The organism is Chryseosolibacter indicum (assembly GCF_018598585.1).
In the GTDB taxonomy this organism is placed as follows: Bacteria; Bacteroidota; Bacteroidia; order Cytophagales; family Cyclobacteriaceae; genus Chryseosolibacter; species Chryseosolibacter indicus.
Map to the genome: position 1 here is coordinate 89,365 of NZ_JAHESD010000012.1, position 18,779 is coordinate 108,143.

General features: G+C 40.3%; 18 protein-coding genes. 5 read left to right on the plus strand and 13 right to left on the minus strand.

Annotated features, from left to right (window positions below; translation table 11 throughout):
• Positions 1-42: 42 nt before the first annotated feature.
• The 3 genes from bla to KK060_RS07975 form a co-directional block, all read right to left on the minus strand.
• Entirely contained in the window at positions 43-909 is an 867-nt protein-coding gene (gene bla, locus KK060_RS07965; protein WP_254153180.1) for a subclass B3 metallo-beta-lactamase, read from the minus strand.
• A 143-nt stretch (positions 910-1,052) separates the two neighbouring features.
• Positions 1,053-2,000, minus strand: a complete 948-nt coding sequence (locus KK060_RS07970) for an alpha/beta fold hydrolase (RefSeq protein ID WP_254153181.1) — start codon at positions 1,998-2,000, stop codon at positions 1,053-1,055.
• A 272-nt stretch (positions 2,001-2,272) separates the two neighbouring features.
• A complete protein-coding gene (locus KK060_RS07975; RefSeq protein ID WP_254153182.1) occupies positions 2,273-2,794 on the minus strand; it encodes a 5' nucleotidase, NT5C type in 522 nt (173 codons plus the stop codon).
• Positions 2,795-2,876: 82 nt separating this feature from the next.
• On the opposite strand from KK060_RS07975, the gene KK060_RS07980 reads away from it, so the two are divergent.
• Together KK060_RS07980 and KK060_RS07985 are read left to right on the plus strand one after the other, a co-directional pair.
• Entirely contained in the window at positions 2,877-3,275 is a 399-nt protein-coding gene (locus KK060_RS07980) for a putative signal transducing protein (RefSeq protein ID WP_254153183.1), read from the plus strand.
• Positions 3,276-3,327: 52 nt separating this feature from the next.
• Positions 3,328-3,837, plus strand: coding sequence for a TIGR00725 family protein (locus tag KK060_RS07985; protein WP_254153184.1), 510 nt, complete (start codon positions 3,328-3,330; stop codon positions 3,835-3,837).
• A 27-nt stretch (positions 3,838-3,864) separates the two neighbouring features.
• Here KK060_RS07985 and KK060_RS07990 read toward each other — a convergent pair whose 3' ends face one another.
• Both KK060_RS07990 and KK060_RS07995 read right to left on the minus strand, forming a co-directional pair.
• Positions 3,865-5,619: an OmpA family protein gene (locus tag KK060_RS07990; protein ID WP_254153185.1), complete on the minus strand. Its 1,755-nt coding sequence runs from the start codon at positions 5,617-5,619 to the stop codon at positions 3,865-3,867.
• A gap of 106 nt (positions 5,620-5,725) precedes the next feature.
• Positions 5,726-6,172, minus strand: a complete 447-nt coding sequence (locus KK060_RS07995; RefSeq protein WP_254153186.1) for a cytochrome B — start codon at positions 6,170-6,172, stop codon at positions 5,726-5,728.
• Positions 6,173-6,511: 339 nt separating this feature from the next.
• On the opposite strand from KK060_RS07995, the gene KK060_RS08000 reads away from it, so the two are divergent.
• Together KK060_RS08000 and KK060_RS08005 are read left to right on the plus strand one after the other, a co-directional pair.
• Complete coding sequence (locus KK060_RS08000; protein ID WP_254153187.1) at positions 6,512-7,351, plus strand: SMP-30/gluconolactonase/LRE family protein; 840 nt, start codon at positions 6,512-6,514, stop codon at positions 7,349-7,351.
• Between the two features lie 26 nt (positions 7,352-7,377).
• Complete coding sequence (locus tag KK060_RS08005) at positions 7,378-8,553, plus strand: PQQ-dependent sugar dehydrogenase (RefSeq protein WP_254153188.1); 1,176 nt, start codon at positions 7,378-7,380, stop codon at positions 8,551-8,553.
• A 75-nt stretch (positions 8,554-8,628) separates the two neighbouring features.
• On the opposite strand, the gene KK060_RS08010 is transcribed toward KK060_RS08005, so the two are convergent.
• The 7 genes from KK060_RS08010 to KK060_RS08040 all read right to left on the minus strand — a co-directional run bounded on the left by KK060_RS08010 (position 8,629) and on the right by KK060_RS08040 (position 17,176).
• Entirely contained in the window at positions 8,629-9,624 is a 996-nt protein-coding gene (locus KK060_RS08010; protein WP_254153189.1) for an aldo/keto reductase, read from the minus strand.
• Between the two features lie 147 nt (positions 9,625-9,771).
• The gene (locus KK060_RS08015; protein WP_254153190.1) at positions 9,772-9,999 is read right to left on the minus strand and encodes a hypothetical protein; all 228 of its coding nucleotides are present in this window, start codon (positions 9,997-9,999) and stop codon (positions 9,772-9,774) included.
• Complete coding sequence (locus tag KK060_RS08020; protein ID WP_254153191.1) at positions 9,963-10,697, minus strand: cytochrome-c peroxidase; 735 nt, start codon at positions 10,695-10,697, stop codon at positions 9,963-9,965. The genes KK060_RS08015 and KK060_RS08020 overlap by 37 nt, the downstream gene beginning before the upstream one ends.
• Before the next feature lie 8 nt (positions 10,698-10,705).
• Positions 10,706-11,638 (minus strand): hypothetical protein, encoded by a 933-nt coding sequence (locus KK060_RS08025; protein WP_254153192.1) that lies wholly within the window; start codon positions 11,636-11,638, stop codon positions 10,706-10,708.
• Positions 11,639-11,707: 69 nt separating this feature from the next.
• Positions 11,708-13,231: a PhoX family protein gene (locus KK060_RS08030; RefSeq protein WP_254153193.1), complete on the minus strand. Its 1,524-nt coding sequence runs from the start codon at positions 13,229-13,231 to the stop codon at positions 11,708-11,710.
• A gap of 127 nt (positions 13,232-13,358) precedes the next feature.
• Entirely contained in the window at positions 13,359-16,175 is a 2,817-nt protein-coding gene (locus tag KK060_RS08035; RefSeq protein ID WP_254153194.1) for a CHAT domain-containing protein, read from the minus strand.
• Between the two features lie 86 nt (positions 16,176-16,261).
• A complete protein-coding gene (locus tag KK060_RS08040; RefSeq protein ID WP_254153195.1) occupies positions 16,262-17,176 on the minus strand; it encodes a hydroxypyruvate isomerase family protein in 915 nt (304 codons plus the stop codon).
• Between the two features lie 128 nt (positions 17,177-17,304).
• Here KK060_RS08040 and KK060_RS08045 point away from each other — a divergent pair, with 128 nt between their 5' ends.
• Entirely contained in the window at positions 17,305-18,498 is a 1,194-nt protein-coding gene (locus KK060_RS08045; RefSeq protein ID WP_254153196.1) for an RsmB/NOP family class I SAM-dependent RNA methyltransferase, read from the plus strand.
• A gap of 49 nt (positions 18,499-18,547) precedes the next feature.
• Here KK060_RS08045 and KK060_RS08050 read toward each other — a convergent pair.
• The coding region (locus KK060_RS08050) for a Dabb family protein (protein WP_254153197.1) at positions 18,548-18,779 on the minus strand (232 nt) is incomplete at its 5' end.

The following is an 18,779-nucleotide window of genomic DNA, read 5'->3' on the forward strand; positions in this document are numbered from 1 at the left end:
CAACTGTCAATTACGCACTGCCTACTGCCAATTGCCTACTGCCTACTTATTCCCTACTTTCTTCTGAAAGTGATTCTGTAATTCATCGAGCGACTTGTGATATCCTGCTCTGTCTATAAACGCTGCGGGGTTGTATTTATCGCCAGGCTTGTGTTTCTTATGTAGTGCAAACTGACTGGCGTGTGAGGCAAGCCATAGATCGAATGAAAGACCTTTCATGGCCTGCAATGTATAGCGGTAGTCCTTTTCTATGTCCGGGTATGTTGCTATTGCCGAGAAGCTCTCGTCAGTAACAATGGTAGGCATGTTTGCGATCAGTACCCTATAGGTCTTCTTCTCGTCCTTTACCGTAAACAAAAAACTGCATGAGCCTTTAGTATGTCCGGGGTGGTGAAGCATAACCAGGTGCATATCGCCCAAGGTAATGGTATCACCATCATGTAATAATTGGTCGGGCTTCACCGGCTCAAACGTTTTGCCGTTGCCGCCCAGTGCATAGTCAGAACTTCCTCCATCTTCCAATACCCGCGCATCGGCTTCATCAACCAACATCTTTGCGCCTGTTGATCGTTTAATGGCTGCCATGGCAGCAACATGATCGTAATGGGCCTGTGTTGTCAATAGTATCTTTGTATCGCTCAGCTTAAAACCCAGCGTTTCTATGCTTGACGTAATCTGTTGCGCAGAAGAAGCTAGTCCGGTGTTGATAAGGATATTCCCTTGTGGGGTAACAATAAGGTAACAAGCGAGGTCGTACGTGCCTACATAGTAGAGGTTTCCTGCAATGCGAAAAGGCTTATAAGGCTTCGACCAATCAGCAGGAATATCTTTAGGTTCATTTACCTGTTGGGCAACAACAAGAAGGCTGACAAATAAAAGGCAAAATGTTATTACGATCTTCTGAGACATATAACTTTTTATGATTTGATAAACAATTACAAAAATATATGCATTATCTGATATTAGAAGGCGCTCCTGCGGTTTAATATTAGTTTGTTATCAACACGATCTTTGTATAATAAAATCTTCTGCATCGAAATCCATTCTATTGATTATTCCTTCATACGGCGTTTGCAGTTCTTAAACGTATCCAATATAGATTTTGCAACCAATTCAGGGTCCTGATGATGAATGCCATGGCTATAACCTGGCAAAAGAACAACCCGACTATATTGATTCATCTTGATCATATCAGAATAGTGCATTATTCTTAACCTGTCTAACTCTTTCCACCATGGCGATATGTTTATACCTAATTTTAGTTGTTCATTCATCTTCGCTTCGTAGGGTTCTATGGGTTTGTTGTAGGAGATTAACACCGTAATAGGAACATTCTTAAGCGGATGAAGGTGGGTGTATTCTTTAAAGAAAAGTGGTGTGCTTGCAGCAAGTTCTCTTTTTACTTCTCGCCGCAGGCCGAAGGGTAAGGTTGCGTCAATACCCATATGCTTCAAATTAATTCTCCATAGATCATGATAACCAGTAACACTAGAAGTACTTCTTTTAACATGCTCATCTTCTTCTGCTGTAAGCATAAAATCGGTAGGATCAATGAATACCAGTCCACAGGTATTCTCAGGATAAAACGAAGTAAACAACCGTATAAAAGGACCACCAATAGAATGCCCAACTAAAAGATAAGGTGGCTTTATGTTTAACGTTGCGAGCAAAGTATGCAGGCGTTTTACTACATCAGCATCGTTAACTATTGTAGTATCTGTTTCTGATTCGCCAAGTCCATTTCGGTCATATACTATTCCTGAAACTTCCTTTGAAAGATACGGAAACAATAATTCAAAGTTACCCCCTCCCATTCCCATACCACTTTCAAAAACAATTATTGGATCACCCTCTTTTCTACTCTCTAATCCAAAAGTCTTGTAGGCCATTTTAACGTGATTAATGTCTATAAACTTTCGTTCTGTATTTTGAGCGATAAGATTGTTCTTTACGCATACACCGATGATCAGAAAGAAAACTAAGAATACGCGGTTTAGCATAAGTATTAACTTTGTTTGTAATTAGAGCCTGGAATACAGTTAGACACTAAAAAGTATGAAATAGTTATACCTTTTTATCCATCTTTAAAGAATATGAGAATGATATTGGCGCGAGCAGGACGAAGCAACCTCCTTTACCGGAAGTGAGAGTTAGGATAACAGCACATTACTTCACGCCATCAAACATTTCTACTGCATTTCCGCCCCTGGTGCCTCACGCAAAGACGCCACTAAAAAGGATAGAAGCCAGAATCCAGTTAAACAGCTCAGCATCAAAGAAACTTCTCTCCTACTTCCTTCCAGTTGTTGAGGCGCTGAAATCTGTTGATGTGGCTGTTATGCGGTGCAGAGAAAAGAAACTTCTCTCCATTAAACTTTTCAAGATTACGGGGCAGATCGTCAATCATGTAATCGCCATGCACTACTGTTTTACTTCCGCAAAAGACAATCTGCCGCCAGTGCAGGAAAGGAAAGTGTTCATTGAGCCACTCCAGCTTCTCGGGTAGTGACTGCGGAAACTCCATGGCCGCGCTTACAATAAATACTTCGTACTTCTTATTCAGCGCTTCCAGCACTTCCTGGCTTCCTTCATTCACCTGCATGGTTCTGAAGAAATTATGCTGATAGGGAAACTGTTTTAATATATGATGATTTTCAGGGAACCCTTCTCCCTCTTCCTTGCCATCAAGTACGGCGCGATCGACACGTACACCAAACTCCCGTTCGTAATAATATATAAACTGACCTGTTGCATCGGCCATCACATCATCCATATCAACAATTAAACGCTTCATTCGACTTGAGTTTTTTTAGTATCTTTCCAGCATTGCAAATATGTTATAATTAATAAATCGCGCAAGCGTTAAGAACGGCGAGATGATTAAAATGAAAGAGCGCGACGACATTGTTGTTTATAAGGTTTATGACACCGCAATAGATGCGAACATCGCAAAAACCAAACTTGACGCTTACGGTATTCCTTGTTTTCTAACAGAAGAGAATCTGTCTAACCTTTACCCCGCACAGCCGTTTCTTGGTTTTAAGGTAAGGCTTCATTTGTTTTCAGGCGATAAAGAAAAGGCTAGAGAGATTTTGGATGAAGTAAGTCTTTCAGTTTCTTATCATAATTCACTACAATGCCCGAGTTGCGGTTCTACCCGGATAACTCGTACCTTCCCTAAAGGTGAGCGGGAGAGTTTTAAAGTTTTGTTCTTCGGCGTATTATTTCCGCATCGCAAAGTAAATCTTTGCAGGGAATGCGATAATGAATTCTAATTTATTTGTAATACATGCACCGCTAACTATCTTTGCTTATCCTGAAAAATTTATGGCAAAAACAATTATAGGCATCATGGGGCCAGGAGAAAGCGCAACTCCTGAGGACAATGAAATAGCATTTGACCTGGGGAAAGCCGTGGCCCAAGAAGGCTGGGTGGTACTTACCGGAGGCCGAAGCTTTGGTGTAATGGATGCTGCCATGAGAGGTGCACATGACGCCAAAGGACTTACGATAGGTGTGTTACCTAACGACAACAGCGTTAATTCGTCTGATCATGCTGACATTAAAATAATGACTGGCATGGGCAGCGCGAGGAATATCATTAATATACTTTCCTCTAACATTATTGTTGTTATTGGTATGGCTGCCGGTACTGCCTCTGAGGTGTCATTGGCCTTAAAGTCGAACAAAAAAGTTATCCTGCTCAACCAGGATGAAATAACCATCCGTTTCTTTAAAAACATCGGTACCTACAAAGTTCAGGTAGCAAGCTCCGTTGCAGAAACAATGGAAATGATAAAGTCTTACGTTAAAGTAAATAAGGTTCCTGTCAAGTAAACAGAGCCTGTAGTAAAGAAGTACCTACTACTTCTTTACTACAGTGAACTCAACGCGTCGGTTATTAGCACGTCCGGTTTCCCCATCATTAGAATCTATAGGCTTTGTCTCGCCATAACCATGTGCCGTAAGCCTGTAACTGTCAATTCCCTGACTGATGATATAATCTACCACCGATTGTGATCTTCCCTGAGATAGGTTAAGGTTATAATCATCTGAGCCCTTGTTATCAGTATGGCCTGCTATTTCAACTTCTACAGTTTTATTTTGCTTTAAAAAGTCAACAACCTTATTAAGTTCAACAAAAGACTCCTTCTTTAAGGTAGTCTTGTCGAAATCAAAATAAATATTCTTAAGACGCACAGTAACACCGATTTCAATTTCCTGAAGGTAAAGGTCTTTGGTTACCGGAGTTATTTCTTCATCTGCTAATTGTACGCTATCCGTTACGTTTAAATATCCTGCTGATGATGCCGTGATAATATACCATCCCAGTTTGGGTACAACCTGTTCATATTTACCGTCGTCTGTGTTTGTTTTCAGGCTTGTCTTCCTGTCAGCTCGGGCTACAATATCAAGTTTTGCAGGTATAAGCTTCTCTGTCTTTTCATCATACACATTACCTGCAATCATAAGTTTTTTAGCTACAGGAGTTAGTGGTACTTCTATACTTACGGTAGTATCATTATACAATGTGGGAATGGTGAATTTCATTTCCTTAGGAAGATATCCTTCGGCAGAAGCACTAACTGTATATTGTGTTACTTCAGGAAATCTGGTGCTAAATAAACCGTCTGTTCCCGTACGCACATTTACAGGTTGTTTATCTTTCATTTTAACCTCTACATTCGCAAGTACAGGGTCGTGGTTCTTCTGGTTATATACCAGGCCTTCAAGCTTAATATTGATCGTTTTAGGCACCAGCATGTACAGATCGAGCTGTGCTCCTTCAAGTGCTTTATTGGCGCGACTGGTTATTACGTTTCCTGCGTTGTCAACTGTAAAGTAGAAGTCTTCGCCACTGGTGTTAATGGGTTTGCCGATGTTAACCGGCGGCGACCAATTGTTCCAGGTATCGTCAAGTCTTGTTGTTTTATAAATGTCTGTTTGACCTTGTCTGCCGGCAGCTGGTCGTGCGCTGGCAAAGTATAATGTTTTTTGATCAGGTCCAATAAAAGGACCTACATCATCCTGTGGTGACGTGATCTTTAACAGTTGAGGGCGACTCCATGATCCGTCAGGCTGTGCATGACTCACATACAAATCGCTTGAGACGCTGCCTTCCTTTTCGCTGAAGTAAATAACCATGTGTTTCATGTCTTCTGACATAGTAGCGCCATAGAAACGACCTTTGTTCATAGACTTGAAATCTTTTACTTCCAACTCCTTTAATGATCCCCCGGTAACAACAGAAAAACCTTTCTCTCCTTTGCTGCGCCCTCCTTTAATGAAGAACATGCCATCAGGGAGTACTGTAAATAACTGATTGTAGGGGTGAATGTTAAAAGGGTTCCGGAGGTGTTCTGCCGGGCTCCATACACCGCTCTCATCTTTCTTAGACATCCAGATATCCTGGCTGTCTTCTTTGCCATATGTATTATCAGGATGATTGTGAACGAAGAAATACAACAAGTTACCATCCGGAGAGATTACAGGAGCTGCTTCATGACGGAACGTATTTACATTCTTATCCATCTTCACAAGCTCGTAGCGAGAAGAAACCTGTTGAGCAAAAAGTGAGAAGCTCAGAAATAAAAAGAGTAAAAGTACAGACAGTCTCATGCCTTGTGGGGTTTAGCAAAATGCAAATTTACAATATTCCCGCTAACCCTATAAACATAAAAACCGGCTGCAAGGCCGGTTTATCGATGTAATTACATTTCCTGCTCTAGTAAGTGTTATATCCACCACCTAATCCATATACAGTGCCTATGATGATGATTAGTGCTATCAGGTTGAAAATGAACAACCTTCTGTGTTTTGCCTGGTCAACAGCAAGCTTCTTTGCTCCTGTTCTTGCCAATGTAATAAAAACGACAGCTATTAACATCGTTAGACCATGTTCAACCGCAAAATAGCGCAATGCGGCGTTCTTCATAGTCTCTGAATTGAACTGAACCCTTCCTCCGCTTGTGTAACTTACAATGTAAAGTATAATACCCAGCAGAAGTTGAATGTGTGTACAGATAAAAAGAAACAGCCCTGTTTTATCATGTGTTTTTGTATATGGCTTTTTGTTAACCAAGCCGATCAATGACATTACAATAACAATGATCAGCATGATCAGAATAAAATACCTTAAGTAAGAATGTGTGACTAATAATCCGCTATACATGACTTTTTATTTTGTGCTGAAATTAGTACAGGTATTTGAAACTTCCGAATGATCTTCAATTTGTTTGATTGAACAGCGCTTGTTGCCGGATGTAGTCCTGCGTACGTCTTGTACTGCAGGCAGCGTCGATGGACATCCGGTTTCTGCTACCAGAATGCATTTGCAGATTTAATGCAAAGCACTATCTTTCTGCCCTTCAGTGCTTTTTAATTTAGTGATTTACTTACCTCAAATTTTATTAAGCATTGTACCACCCTACACCTGATTATTTTTGAATATCAGCAACCGTTGAATTCTGATACATAAATTATTTATAAAGATGTTTAATCCTGTATGCATATGAACAAATTAATACTCTTCGTCATTATCCTGCTAAACACACTTGGCTATGCCGAAGCGCAGAAGCTTACCTTAAAATGGAAAACAGACTCACTGTTACGCACACCAGAATCAGTTTACTATGATGGCAAGGCCAATATTCTCTATGTCTCAAATATCGATGGGAAGTCAGGCGAAAAAGACGGGAATGGGTTCATCACAAAACTAAGGCTGGATGGAAAAATAGAAACACTGCAATGGGTAACTGGTTTGGATGCACCAAAAGGTATGGGCCTGGTGAAGGGGAAATTATATGTGGCAGATCTTTCAAAAGTCGCCGTGATTGATATTGCAACAGGAAGGATAGATAACTCCATTGAAATTGAAGGCGCACAATTCTTAAACGACATCACCGTAGATAAAAAAGGAAACGTATACGTATCAGATAGTGCTACTGGTAAAATACACCTGATAAAAGGTGATGATAAAGCTGAATTGTATTTTGAAAGCAAAGCATTTACAAGAATTAATGGTTTACTTGCAATAGATGATATGCTTTACGTTGCTGATGCAGGAAATGGAGCGAACTATAAACTAAGCAAGAACAAAGAGTTAAACAAATTTACGGAAACATCGCAAGGTGCTGATGGCATTTTACTTGTAGGCAAGGATGAATACATTGTTTCAAGCTGGCCAGGTGAAGTGTATTACGTAAACGCCGAAGGCAAAGCGCAAAAGCTTTTAGATACAAAAGAGCAAAAATTAAACAGTGCTGACCTTGGATACCATCCTGCAACCAAAACAGTGTTTGTTCCCACCTTTAATGGAAATACTGTGATGGCATATGAATGGAGTAAATAAACTTGCATTAATAACTAAATAAATATATGACGACTCGGTTCGGACTAATACTTCTTATCTCATCCTTGTTGTTTGCCTCCTGCAGTGAAAATGGAGGTAAACATGATGACACTTCAAATCCTGATGGTACGCCAGAAGAGAATACAACACCTGGCAAGGTAGTCTCATCAGACAAAGAAAAATATTCAATAGATACCATTACAAACAAACTTCAACATCCTTGGGGCATTGCATTCCTGCCTGATGGCCGGGTGCTTGTTACCGAGCGTGAGGGAAAAATACTTATTGTTAAAGACGATCAGCTCCAGACTGAACAGATTGAAAATGTTCCGGCAGTATTTGCAACTGGCCAGGGAGGGCTTCTGGATATTCAGCTCCATCCCGATTATAAAAACAATGGATGGATTTATTTAAGTTATGCAAAGCCAGGTAAGGAGGGTGGTGCTACAACCATAGCTCGTGCTAAACTTGATGGCAACAAGCTTACTGGCCTTCATGAATTATTTACTGCCCAGCCTTATGCGAATTCAGGTGTGCACTTTGGGTCACGCATCGCTTTTGATGAGAAGGGTTACATTTTCTTCTCTTCCGGAGAACGTGGCACCATGGAGAATGCACAGAATTTAGGAAACCATCTTGGTAAAATCATCAGGTTACATGACGATGGAAGAGTGCCAACTGACAACCCGTTTGTTAACACACCAGGAGCAAAGCCAGAGATCTGGAGCTATGGACATCGCAATCCTCAAGGTCTCGTTTACGACAAAGTAACAGAAACACTGTGGGATCATGAACATGGACCTAAGGGAGGTGATGAGCTAAACAAAGTTGAGAAAGGAAAGAACTACGGATGGCCTAAGATAACATACGGCATCAACTATGATGGCAAACCTATTACTGATAAAACCTCGATGGAGGGCATGGAACAACCTGTAACGTATTGGGTTCCTTCTATTGCGCCTTGCGGCATGGCCCTTGTTACCCAGGATAAATTTCCAGGATGGAAGAACAACATCCTAGTCGGTGCGTTGTCTTTTCAGCATGTAGCACGTGTTGAAATTGAAAATGGTAATTACGTGAAACAAGAAAAACTATTGGATAAAGTTGGCCGTGTACGTGCAGTAGCAGAAAGCCCTGAAGGCTTTATTTATGTAGCTACCGAAGGACCTGGTATGCTGTTAAAATTATCGCCTGCTAAATAATGATAATAAATAAACCTGTAGCAGACTGCTACAGGCTTATTTAATCTTACTATTTTTCTTTCCCAGGATTAATTCCTAATCGACAAGCACAAGAGCATCTGCTGCCGCCGTAATTGTATCAAGCTCTTCTTTTGACAGTGTAAAACTCAGGCTAGCCACATTCTCCTTAACCTGTTTCTCATTTCGCGCACCTACAAGTACACATCCCATGGCTGGCCTATTTGCAGTCCAATTGATTACCAGTTGAGAAAGTGTTGCATTATGTTTCTCTGCAATTGGCTTTAGCTTGCCAAGCATTGCATTGATACGATCGAGATTTTCAGGCTTATAAAATTTTGTGGTAGGACGGTTATCGCCTTCGTTGAATTTATAATCGCGTGTAATCTTCCCGGTGAGCAAGCCACGTTGAAGCGGACTGTAAGGAAGAATAACCATATCTCTTTTCTGAGCCTGCGGTATAATGTCTTTTTCTATACCTCTGTTAACCATGCTGTAAGGCACTTGATTGGAGACCAGCTTTACTGCTTTTAAAGCCTCTTCCACCTGCTCTACAGAATAGTTACAAACACCAGCTGCCCTTACCTTACCTTCTTTAATAAGCTTATCTACCTCGCCCATAGTCTCAGCAATAGGTGTTGTTGCATCGGGCCAGTGGATTTGATACAGATCAATGTAGTCTGTCTTAAGTCTGCGTAGACTATCTTCACATTCTTTACGCACCTTTTCTTTCGCTGCCCACTTATACATTTTAAAAGGCTTACCATTTGTATCTACCGAGTCGAAGAAGTATTCACCTTTCTCGTTCTCCCAGTTCATACCGTATTTGGTAAGAATCTGATACCTGTCACGTGCAACACCTTGCATTGCCTTTGCAACCAGCTCTTCACTTCTGCCAAAACCATATACAGGAGCTGTGTCAATTGTGGTCATCCCATGCTCATAAGAAGCACGTATTGCATTTATTGATTCATTTTCTTCAGCGCCGCCCCACATCCAGCCGCCCACTGCCCACGCGCCAAATGCAAGAGGTGTTACTTTTACTGATGAATTTCCAAGTTGTCTTAGTTCCATAAAAAATTATAAGATGAAAGATCAATGGTCTTAATAAAACTCATACCTGATAGTATTTTCTACCGGCACAATTCTACATGACAAAACCGAAAGTTCAATACATTTTAAAATTCTTTTAGCTAGAGCACCACGTTAAGCAATGCACCTCTACAAGGTTTTACTAGGTCTCATTTGGCTATGGTATTTTGATGCTAACCCTGCCGTATCAGTAAGTGTTTTAATAAAAGTTACAAGCTGAGATTGTTCTTCCTCTGAAAGGTTCAGTGGTTCTGCAGGCAGTGTTTGATTTTCAAGTTCAATACCTAATCCTGCTCCTCCTCCTTTGTTGTAAAACTCTATTATTTCTTCCAACGACTGATAAACACCATTGTGCATATATGGTGCTGTAAGCGCAGCATTTCGCACCGTGGAGTTTTAAAAGCATACCTGAGTGGTTCCATTTTATGAATGGTGTACCTTCCTTCATCGGGATCAACTTTTGCACCTTTTGCTTTTGAAGCGGGGACACCGAGTACTTCTGATTCTGTTTTTGAAAATGAGGGAGGAATTGTGCCATTAAAAAGAGGTATGAAATGACATGTTGCACACTTTGCTTTTCCCATAAACAGGTTAAACCCTGCTATCTCATCTGTACTAAGTATTGAGGAATCCGTTTTCATGTGCCTGTCAAATTTTGAATCAAGAGACTTAAGCGATCTGACATACGCTGCAATAGCATTCTGAATATGCATAGCCTTTATGTTGCCTCTGCTGCCAGGAAAAGCCTTATCAAACAGATCCTGGTAGGTTGAGTCATTTCTCAGGTACTCAATCAGATCATCAACCGAGCCATGCATCTCATCTTTATGACGAATAACATCTATTGACTGACCTTCAAGGTTCTCGCTCCGCATATCATAAAATTGACTATTCTGAAAAGCAGCATTCAAAAGTGTAGGTGTATTTCTTAAAATAAGTCCGTCGTCTGAAAGATTCTTATTCTTTGCTAGCCCATCGGTAAATGCTAGTGAGGGTTTATGACACGAAGCACATGAACGTGACTTCCGTTTGGATAGTGATGGGTCGAAGAACAAACTCTCCCCTAAAGCAACTTTTTCTGGTGTAGCGTAAAAAGCACCGTTTTCGGCATAAGCATCTGCATCATAATTATCAGCATCAAAAATGTTTTCAGCATCACCGCGAAAGGGCTGACGGTATGTAAGGGTTCTATTCCAATACTTCTCTGAAAAGTAAGCATATCCCTAAAAATGGGATTAGCGTACTTTTTTATAAAATACATCCTATCAAAAGCGTCAAAGTCTTTTTGTTGGATGAGATAGGTACTAGCGGAAGCAATTTTGTTCTTTAAGTCATTGACCAACACTTCATCTTTACTTGCTGCATAAAAAACATTCAGATATCGATTCAAAGTACTGAAAGAGGTGCCTGCTTCTACTATTCCATTCTTACTTAAAGGTGTATCAAAGCCGCTAAGTCCCAGAGCAATCACCCGGAAGACATTCATTCGCAATGCGTGAAGAAGGTGGTTAGCAGTAATTTGTTTTACACCAAAGAAATCATTGTACTTCTTAATAAAAATTGACAGATTCTTAATCTCAAGCAATAAATGCTCCTTGTCGCTCTCGGCGTATTCCGGATAAAGTATCTCTTCAATTACCTGGAAGCCATGCGGCTCAGTTATTTCGTGTTCTTCAACTTCAATCTCAGGTAAAGGAGGGCCATTAACAAAACGACTTGTTTCAGGCATATAAAATTCAACAAGAAACTCGATGCGTTTATAGGCATCTCTTGAAGTTAAGAAAGTACTCCTCAAAGTAGCAACATCATCGTTTCCAGCAACCTGAACATAGAAAACTGAATCAACGAGGTAATTAAGTGTATCGAGGTCGTGATTAAAAAGTGCTAAGGCAGCGTTAGTATTGTCTACTTTTTCTTCTTGCTTACATCTGGTAAAAAGTGTAGCCGTTGTAATCAGTAATACTATTGATATTAAACCGGTTTTTATAAGATTCATATTACTCCTTATAAATGAAAATAACCCTCCGCAAGTGCAGAGGGCTATTCTATTTAAACTTCAGATTTTTTATTTTGGCAAACCCCTGATAATAATTGTTTGCCCACCCTCCCAGTAAGAAGAGCTTACATCATCAGCAACAGTTACTCCGCTGCCATCTGCATTTTCAAAACGTTCTTCTCTCCATGTATGGGGATGAATATTAAGCAAAAAAGTATTGGGGATGTTGATGATGTTTGATATATCAAGCATGGCACCAAACTCCCAGCTACCTTTTGTAGCAACATTCACTGTATTGTATTTGGCATTAAAGTCAGTATTTCCACGTTGATGATCAGCAGATAACATTGGTCTTAATGCCTTTGTATTAATATTGAATTGCCATACGTACGAATCGTGTGTTGCCTCAGGGTAGAAAGAATCGCCGTCTTCCTGTATGTAAACATAATTGTCTGTAACACATACATTATCTGGATTGACAATTCCCCTACCAGCCTGAGAATCACCTTCTGCAGCAACTTCCAGTTTTCCGAGAAGTGGATTTCCTTCATTTAACACAATCTTATAAACTCTTCCGAACTTGGTCTTACCAACGTCAGGGCCATTGGCAACACCTGTAGCTGTAAAGTATACTTCTCGAGCATGAGCCGCACTTCCTTTTCTATAGTCAACGTCTTCTACCCTTGCAAACTGTATTGCATTTACTTCAACAGTTTTTGCAGCTATTTCTGCACCAGAAAGATTTTTAGCATTGGGAATTTCTACGAACTCTACATCGTAGGTGCTTCCTACCTGAATATTAGTTTCTATTGGATCATTGTTTGTTCTTTTGAGAACATACAGTTTGCCATTATCTAAGTCGCCCGTTGTGTTAGACACATATGCGATAAGCTGTCCGTTACTATCGTCTTCACCAATAATAATAACAGTCTTACCTGGATATGCATCCTTTGGAAGAGGCACGGCATTCTCCATACTCGCATGGCCTAGCGCCGGTTTTGTTCTACTTGAGTTGGATGGATCTGCGGGTGCTAATGGGTCAATTGCATGCACAAGTGACTCAACGCCACTTTCACCTGCTGTAAGGAAAACAGGTCCAAAGCCATGTTCCTCAGGGGTAGCTAATGTTGCAGAACACAACCGTGTTTTGCCTCCATTAAAATTTACAAGGTATTCTCCTTTATAAGGTTTAAAGGTTTTATCGAGATAAACTTTTGAAACAGAACGATTAAATTCATGATTTGTAATAAGGAAGAAACCTTCCCCGGTAGGGTTTCTCATGAGGCCTGCGCCATCGGGTTGTCCGCCATAAACAAAAGTTGGAGACTCAGGAAAGTAATCATCACTTCCAATCAAAGAGTATAGTTCAAGGCTTTCAAAGCCCGCAAGTGGTTTTACAAAGGTTGATGTTGTCGAATGACTGGTAAGAACAACCTGTGAAGCATCTTCACCCGCCAGACCCTGGTCACCCTTATCTCCTTTGTCTCCTTTTTCGCCTTGCGGTCCAATGTCTCCCTGAGGACCTTCACATGAGGTTATGACAATTATTACTGTCAATAATAAACATAAGAGTTTTGTAATTGATTTCTTCATATAGGGTTGATAGTTACACGCACCAAAAATAGATGCGGTCTATTCACTAATTATCAACGCTATGTTAATCGTATGTTACTGTTTATAAAGAACGGTTAAGGAAAAGTTGCTCTATTATCTTGTAAAACTACTGTCCCATCATTACAAAAGCTCCCCAGTAATAGGGCTCTTTGTATTTGTTCATAAGCTGAAGTTGAGCTTGCTTAAACGCTTTTTGTTTATTACCACTTTTAATCCAGTTGGTATAAAAGTTAGTCATCAATTGTTGCGTGGCTGCATCATCTACTTTCCATAAGCTCATGATCATTGCCTCTGCACCAGCCACCAGAAACGCACGCTGAAGGCCATATACGCCTTCGCCGTTCTTTATATCACCCAACCCTGTTTCACACGCACTTAATACAATGAGATCAGTATTCTGCAAATCCAGGTTCATTGCCTCGTAAGCGGTAAGTATACCGTTATCGTTGCTTTCAAGGTTAGTTGTAGCAGCACCGCTAACAGTCTTGCTGGCGTTGGCTAGTATTAACCCAGAACGTAGCAATGGATTGTTTGCTGCATTCTCCGCGTTTATTCCAAATGCACTTCCTGTACTACTTTGTACATCCTGAAGGAAGTATCCATGCGTAGCAATATGCATGAGTAAAGGACTCTTTACAGACTTCAGGTTCTTTTCAGACGCCTGTTGTTGCATAAATTGCTTAAGCTGATACCCACCTGTCTTTAAAATCTTTGATATCGTTTCTATCTCCGCTTTGGTGCCCGGAAGCGCTGCAATATCATGTCCGCCGTAATCCGGATATCCTAACAGCATAGCATCTTTCTTTTGTGCACCAGGTTTTCTGGCTTTAAGGGTAATAAGATCTCTTGAATTACCAACTACCGTTATATCATACTTATTGATTACATAGTCAGCTCCTGGCTTTTTAAGGGTATTTAAATTTATTTGATTATAAACACCATCCGGAGAAACATAAAGTTTCTTTTTTGCTTCTACCTCCTTATCGAAACGCGCCCAATAATGCTCATAAGAATAGTCATCCGAAATTCGCTGCTGTACTGCGTTACGGTAGAACTTTGCATAACGTGTATCAAGTTGCCCTCCGTTTTCAAGTACAACAACTTTGGGTAGCTGTACTCCCTTTGATAAAACCAGTACGATGTATTTTGATTCATTTGTGAAATCCTGTCCATAACCACTTACTCTTATTATCTCCAGCGCAGCCTCTGTATCTCCAAGCACATCTCTTACCTGTTTAAAATTTACTTTCTGTGTTGAGTAACCCGATGAGAAATCAGTAGAACGAGATGAGAGGGAGCGCTCCAACTTATTTGCTTCAGCTTCTAGGGCAGTAAGATTTATTTTTTGTTCACCGAGTTCTTCTTTCGACAACGCGTAATATCTTGATAGCGTCTCTTTCTTATCTAACCATTGCAAATAATCGTTAATCAAGACATTATTACCACTACTTAAAATAGCTTGTTTAATCTTGTTGGTTGAATTGAGTAATAATCCTTTTGTGGTTGCCTGATACTCATAGATATCAATTGCAATAGAAGGTTTTGCAGAAATAGCTTCAATGGCAAAATTGTAAAAGCGTTGAAAACGAGGTGATGTAATATCCCAGTACTTTGTTTTCTCTGCTTCACTCATCGGCGGGAAATAGTTATTTATAAAGTCAATAGTTTTATCCATTACCGGCTTATAGTTCTCATAAGCTTTTTCCCACTGCCCCATCTTCCAATAAAGAATTGCCAGTTCTTCTTTTGTACGAATGTAATCAGGGTGCTCCGTGCCCAATATCTTCTCCCTGATTGCAAGCGCCTTTGTTATCAAAGGTTCAGCTTCAGCATGCTTCCCTGTTATTCTGTAAAATACGCCTAAATCACCAGTAGCCCTGGCGTATGTCGGGCTTTCCTCGGTATGCTTTTTCTTTAATATATCCTGCGCTTTCTTCAATAGCGCTTCGACCTCATTGTACTTCTTTGTCTGTATATAAAGAATAGCAAGTTGGTTTAGCAACACCGCATACTCAGGATTCTTAGACGCCATATTTCTTTCATATGACTTTTTCATTTCAAGAAACGTTGACTCTGCCTCCGCGTTTCGTCCGCTTAGCTGGTACATCAAGGCAAGGTTAGACTGAAATCTCCTCTCATCGAACGATGTTCTTACTTTAATACCTTTCTTGAATGTTTCATCAGCTACGCTTACAGATTTTTTCATTAATGCAATAGCTTCGTCGTAGCGTCCTACATTTTGAAGCAACATTGCCTTATTATTGAGTACAATAGCGTATTGCAGACTGTTTTCTGTAAACACCTTTTTAACTAGCTCAAGTGTCTCATCAAAACCCTTCTCAGCTTCGTTGTAATGGCCGACCATTTGCTCATATTTCGCATGACTGTTGAGGTTGGCAGCGTACGCGGCAGACCTCTCGCCCAATTGCATGCTTGCCCTCAGTGCTGTATTTATCAGGTCCTCCGATTCTATCGTTTTTCCCTGTGCCATATAAACAAGCGCAAGGGAGGAGATACACCTGACGTAACTTATATCCGTACTAAGATTATGTGCTTCAAGATACGCCTTCGCTTCTTTAAATGATCCTTCAGCAAGTTTATACAGTTTCAGTTGATACAAGTTTACGGCATAATCTACCGTGTCCCGGCCCACCTCTTCCGGCGTGCGTTGGCTCTTATTTTTAATTTGATACAGGCCGCGCGTTAACATCTCACCTTTTTGCTTTACATCAATTAGTCCTGCGTTTTCATTAACGGAAATGGCGAATTGAAAATCAACAGAATCAAGCTTTGCTTTTTTCTTGGAGCCAATATTACCAAGCCCCTTCATGATGGAATTGGTTATTGCCTCGTCTTGTGCAGATACTAAAGTTGATGAAAAAATGAGAATAGAGACAAAAAGACAGGGAAATCCGGCTCTCATATCGGTTCTGACTAGTGGGTATTGTACAAAGATAAACTAATTCAACAGTCTACGCCCGGTAATAAACGTAAACAATAAAAAAGTGTTTAGAAATTATCTACTTCCCTATAGGCCTTAATCAGTGCCAGCTCCCCTTCTTTTCCTGGATTAGCATTACCGTGTTCCATGCCCCAAATACCTTTGAACCCCTTACTGGTCACATGTTTAAAGATATTCTTATAATTAATCTCGCCTGTAGTAGGCTCTTTCCTTCCAGGATTATCACCTATTTGAAAGTAGGCAATTTCGTCCCAGCACTTATCGATGTTGTTAATAATATTACCCTCATTTCGCTGCATGTGGTACACATCAAATAAAATTTTACATGAAGGACTATTAATAGCTTTACATATTTGAAAAGTTTGATCGGAGTTTCGAAGGAAAAGATCAGGCGTATCACTTAACGGCTCGAGTACCATAATGAGGTTATGAGGTTCAAATACTTCAGCTCCCCTACGAAGTGCTTCGATCACGTTAGCCGTTTGAATACCAATCGGCAACGTTCTTTCATAAAAGCCCGGGACAACGGTGACCCACCTCGCATTTACACGTTTTGCTGCCTCAACACACTGCTTACAAGTGCGAATAAAGTTATCTATAAATTCTTGTTTGCCCGTTGTGAGCGAAATCTTCCAATTATCGCCACTATCAACAACAAAGACACCCATAGTCATACCAAGTTTCACCAGTTCCTTACCGATCTTTTCCTGTTCATCAACTGGTCTTTTTAATAAACCATTATCTTCTATAGCCCGAAAGCCCTGGTCATGCATAAAACGGATCTGATCTATAAGGTTCTTTCCCGCATGGTTCACGAACATTCCATCATGAGGTGCATAATTAAGCTTAAATGTTTTTTCTGAAGAAGAATTCATCTCATGGTCCGTTAATGAGAAAGCCCTACTTACAGGTATAACAGAAGCAGCTGTTATCGTTCTTCTAAGAAAACTTCTTCTTTGCATATGTTCTTGTTTAATGGACTCAAATTAGAAATTTTACAATTCTACATCAACTTCTCCAATTGCGAATACCTAACACAGGTGCCAGACTTGAAATAATTTTTTGCACCTTTGCACCATATAAAAAATAGATGAGATTACATCGCAGTACAAGTGAAGGCGTAATTCAGGCTCTGGATGCAATATTTGGAGCGAAGAAGTACGCAGACAAGGTGATAGAAAAAGTATTGAAACAAAATCCCAAATGGGGCGCTCGCGACAGGCGTTTTATTGCTGAAACTACCTATGACATCGTTCGCTGGTATCGTCTTTTAAGGAGGGTAACCGAAGCAAAAGGTGATGAATATTGGAAGCTTCTTGCGGCATGGTGTGTCCTTCACGAAATTGATCTTCCGATGTGGGATGAGTTTAAAGGCATCAAACGTGACTCAATTAAATCCCTTTATAAAGAAGCCGAAAAAACAAGAAAAATAATAGAATCCGTTCCTGATTGGTTGGATGAATTATGTGAGCGAGAAATTGGTCGTCAGTGGAATCATGAACTACATGCCTTAAATGAAGAGGCTGCGGTTGTACTTCGCACCAATACGTTAAAAATCTCCAAACGTGATCTGCAAAAACTGCTCGCAGAGGAAAACGTAGAAACACATGTGCATGACCAATTCCAGGATGCTTTACTTCTCGAAGAACGACAAAATGTATTTGGCACCTCTGCCTTCAAAGACGGTCTCTTTGAAGTTCAAGATGCTGCGTCACAGTTCATAGCTCCGTTTTTACAGGTAGAACCTGGTATGCGTGTTATAGATGCTTGCGCAGGAGCGGGAGGCAAAACGCTTCATCTTGCAGCGTTAATGAAAAACAAGGGAAGAATAATTGCAATGGATGTCGAGCAATATAAGCTCGATGAATTACAAAGAAGGGCACGCAGGGCAGGTGTTAGTAATATGGAAACAAGATTAATTGAATCCTCAAAAACAGTTAAACGTCTTGAAGATAATGCTGACCGTCTCCTACTCGATGTACCATGTTCAGGGCTCGGGGTACTTAAAAGAAATCCAGACGCAAAATGGAAGTTATCAATAGAATTTATTGATAAGGTTAAAGATCTACAGCAGCATATCCTTAACGACTACTGCTTAATGGTCAAACCTGGTGGACTTCTTGTCTATTCAACCTGTAGCATATTACCATCCGAAAATGACCAACAGATCAAGAAATTTCTTGAAAACCGGAGAGATGAGTTTGAGTTGCAGGAAGAAAAGCATGCATTACCCTCTGAGGGATTTGATGGATTCTACATGGCTCGATTAAAGAGATTGAAATAATTACTACGTTACTAAACAAAAAAGCTGATCGAAAGATCAGCTTTTTCTTTTAAACATCTATTGAGTCGTATACAACAACTTTCTCCCAGAGATGAGAGCAGTCTGCAACAAATTTTTTATGAATAGGATGCTCCTGGTAAACATTCTGACCTGCAACATCGTCAAAGAACATAAGCTCGGATACATGATAACTGTTATCAACAACATCACGCTTCTCGGTACTTGCTGGCACGCCGATATGTAATTTTTTTATCGTTTCAATCTTTCTTAAGGTCTTAAGG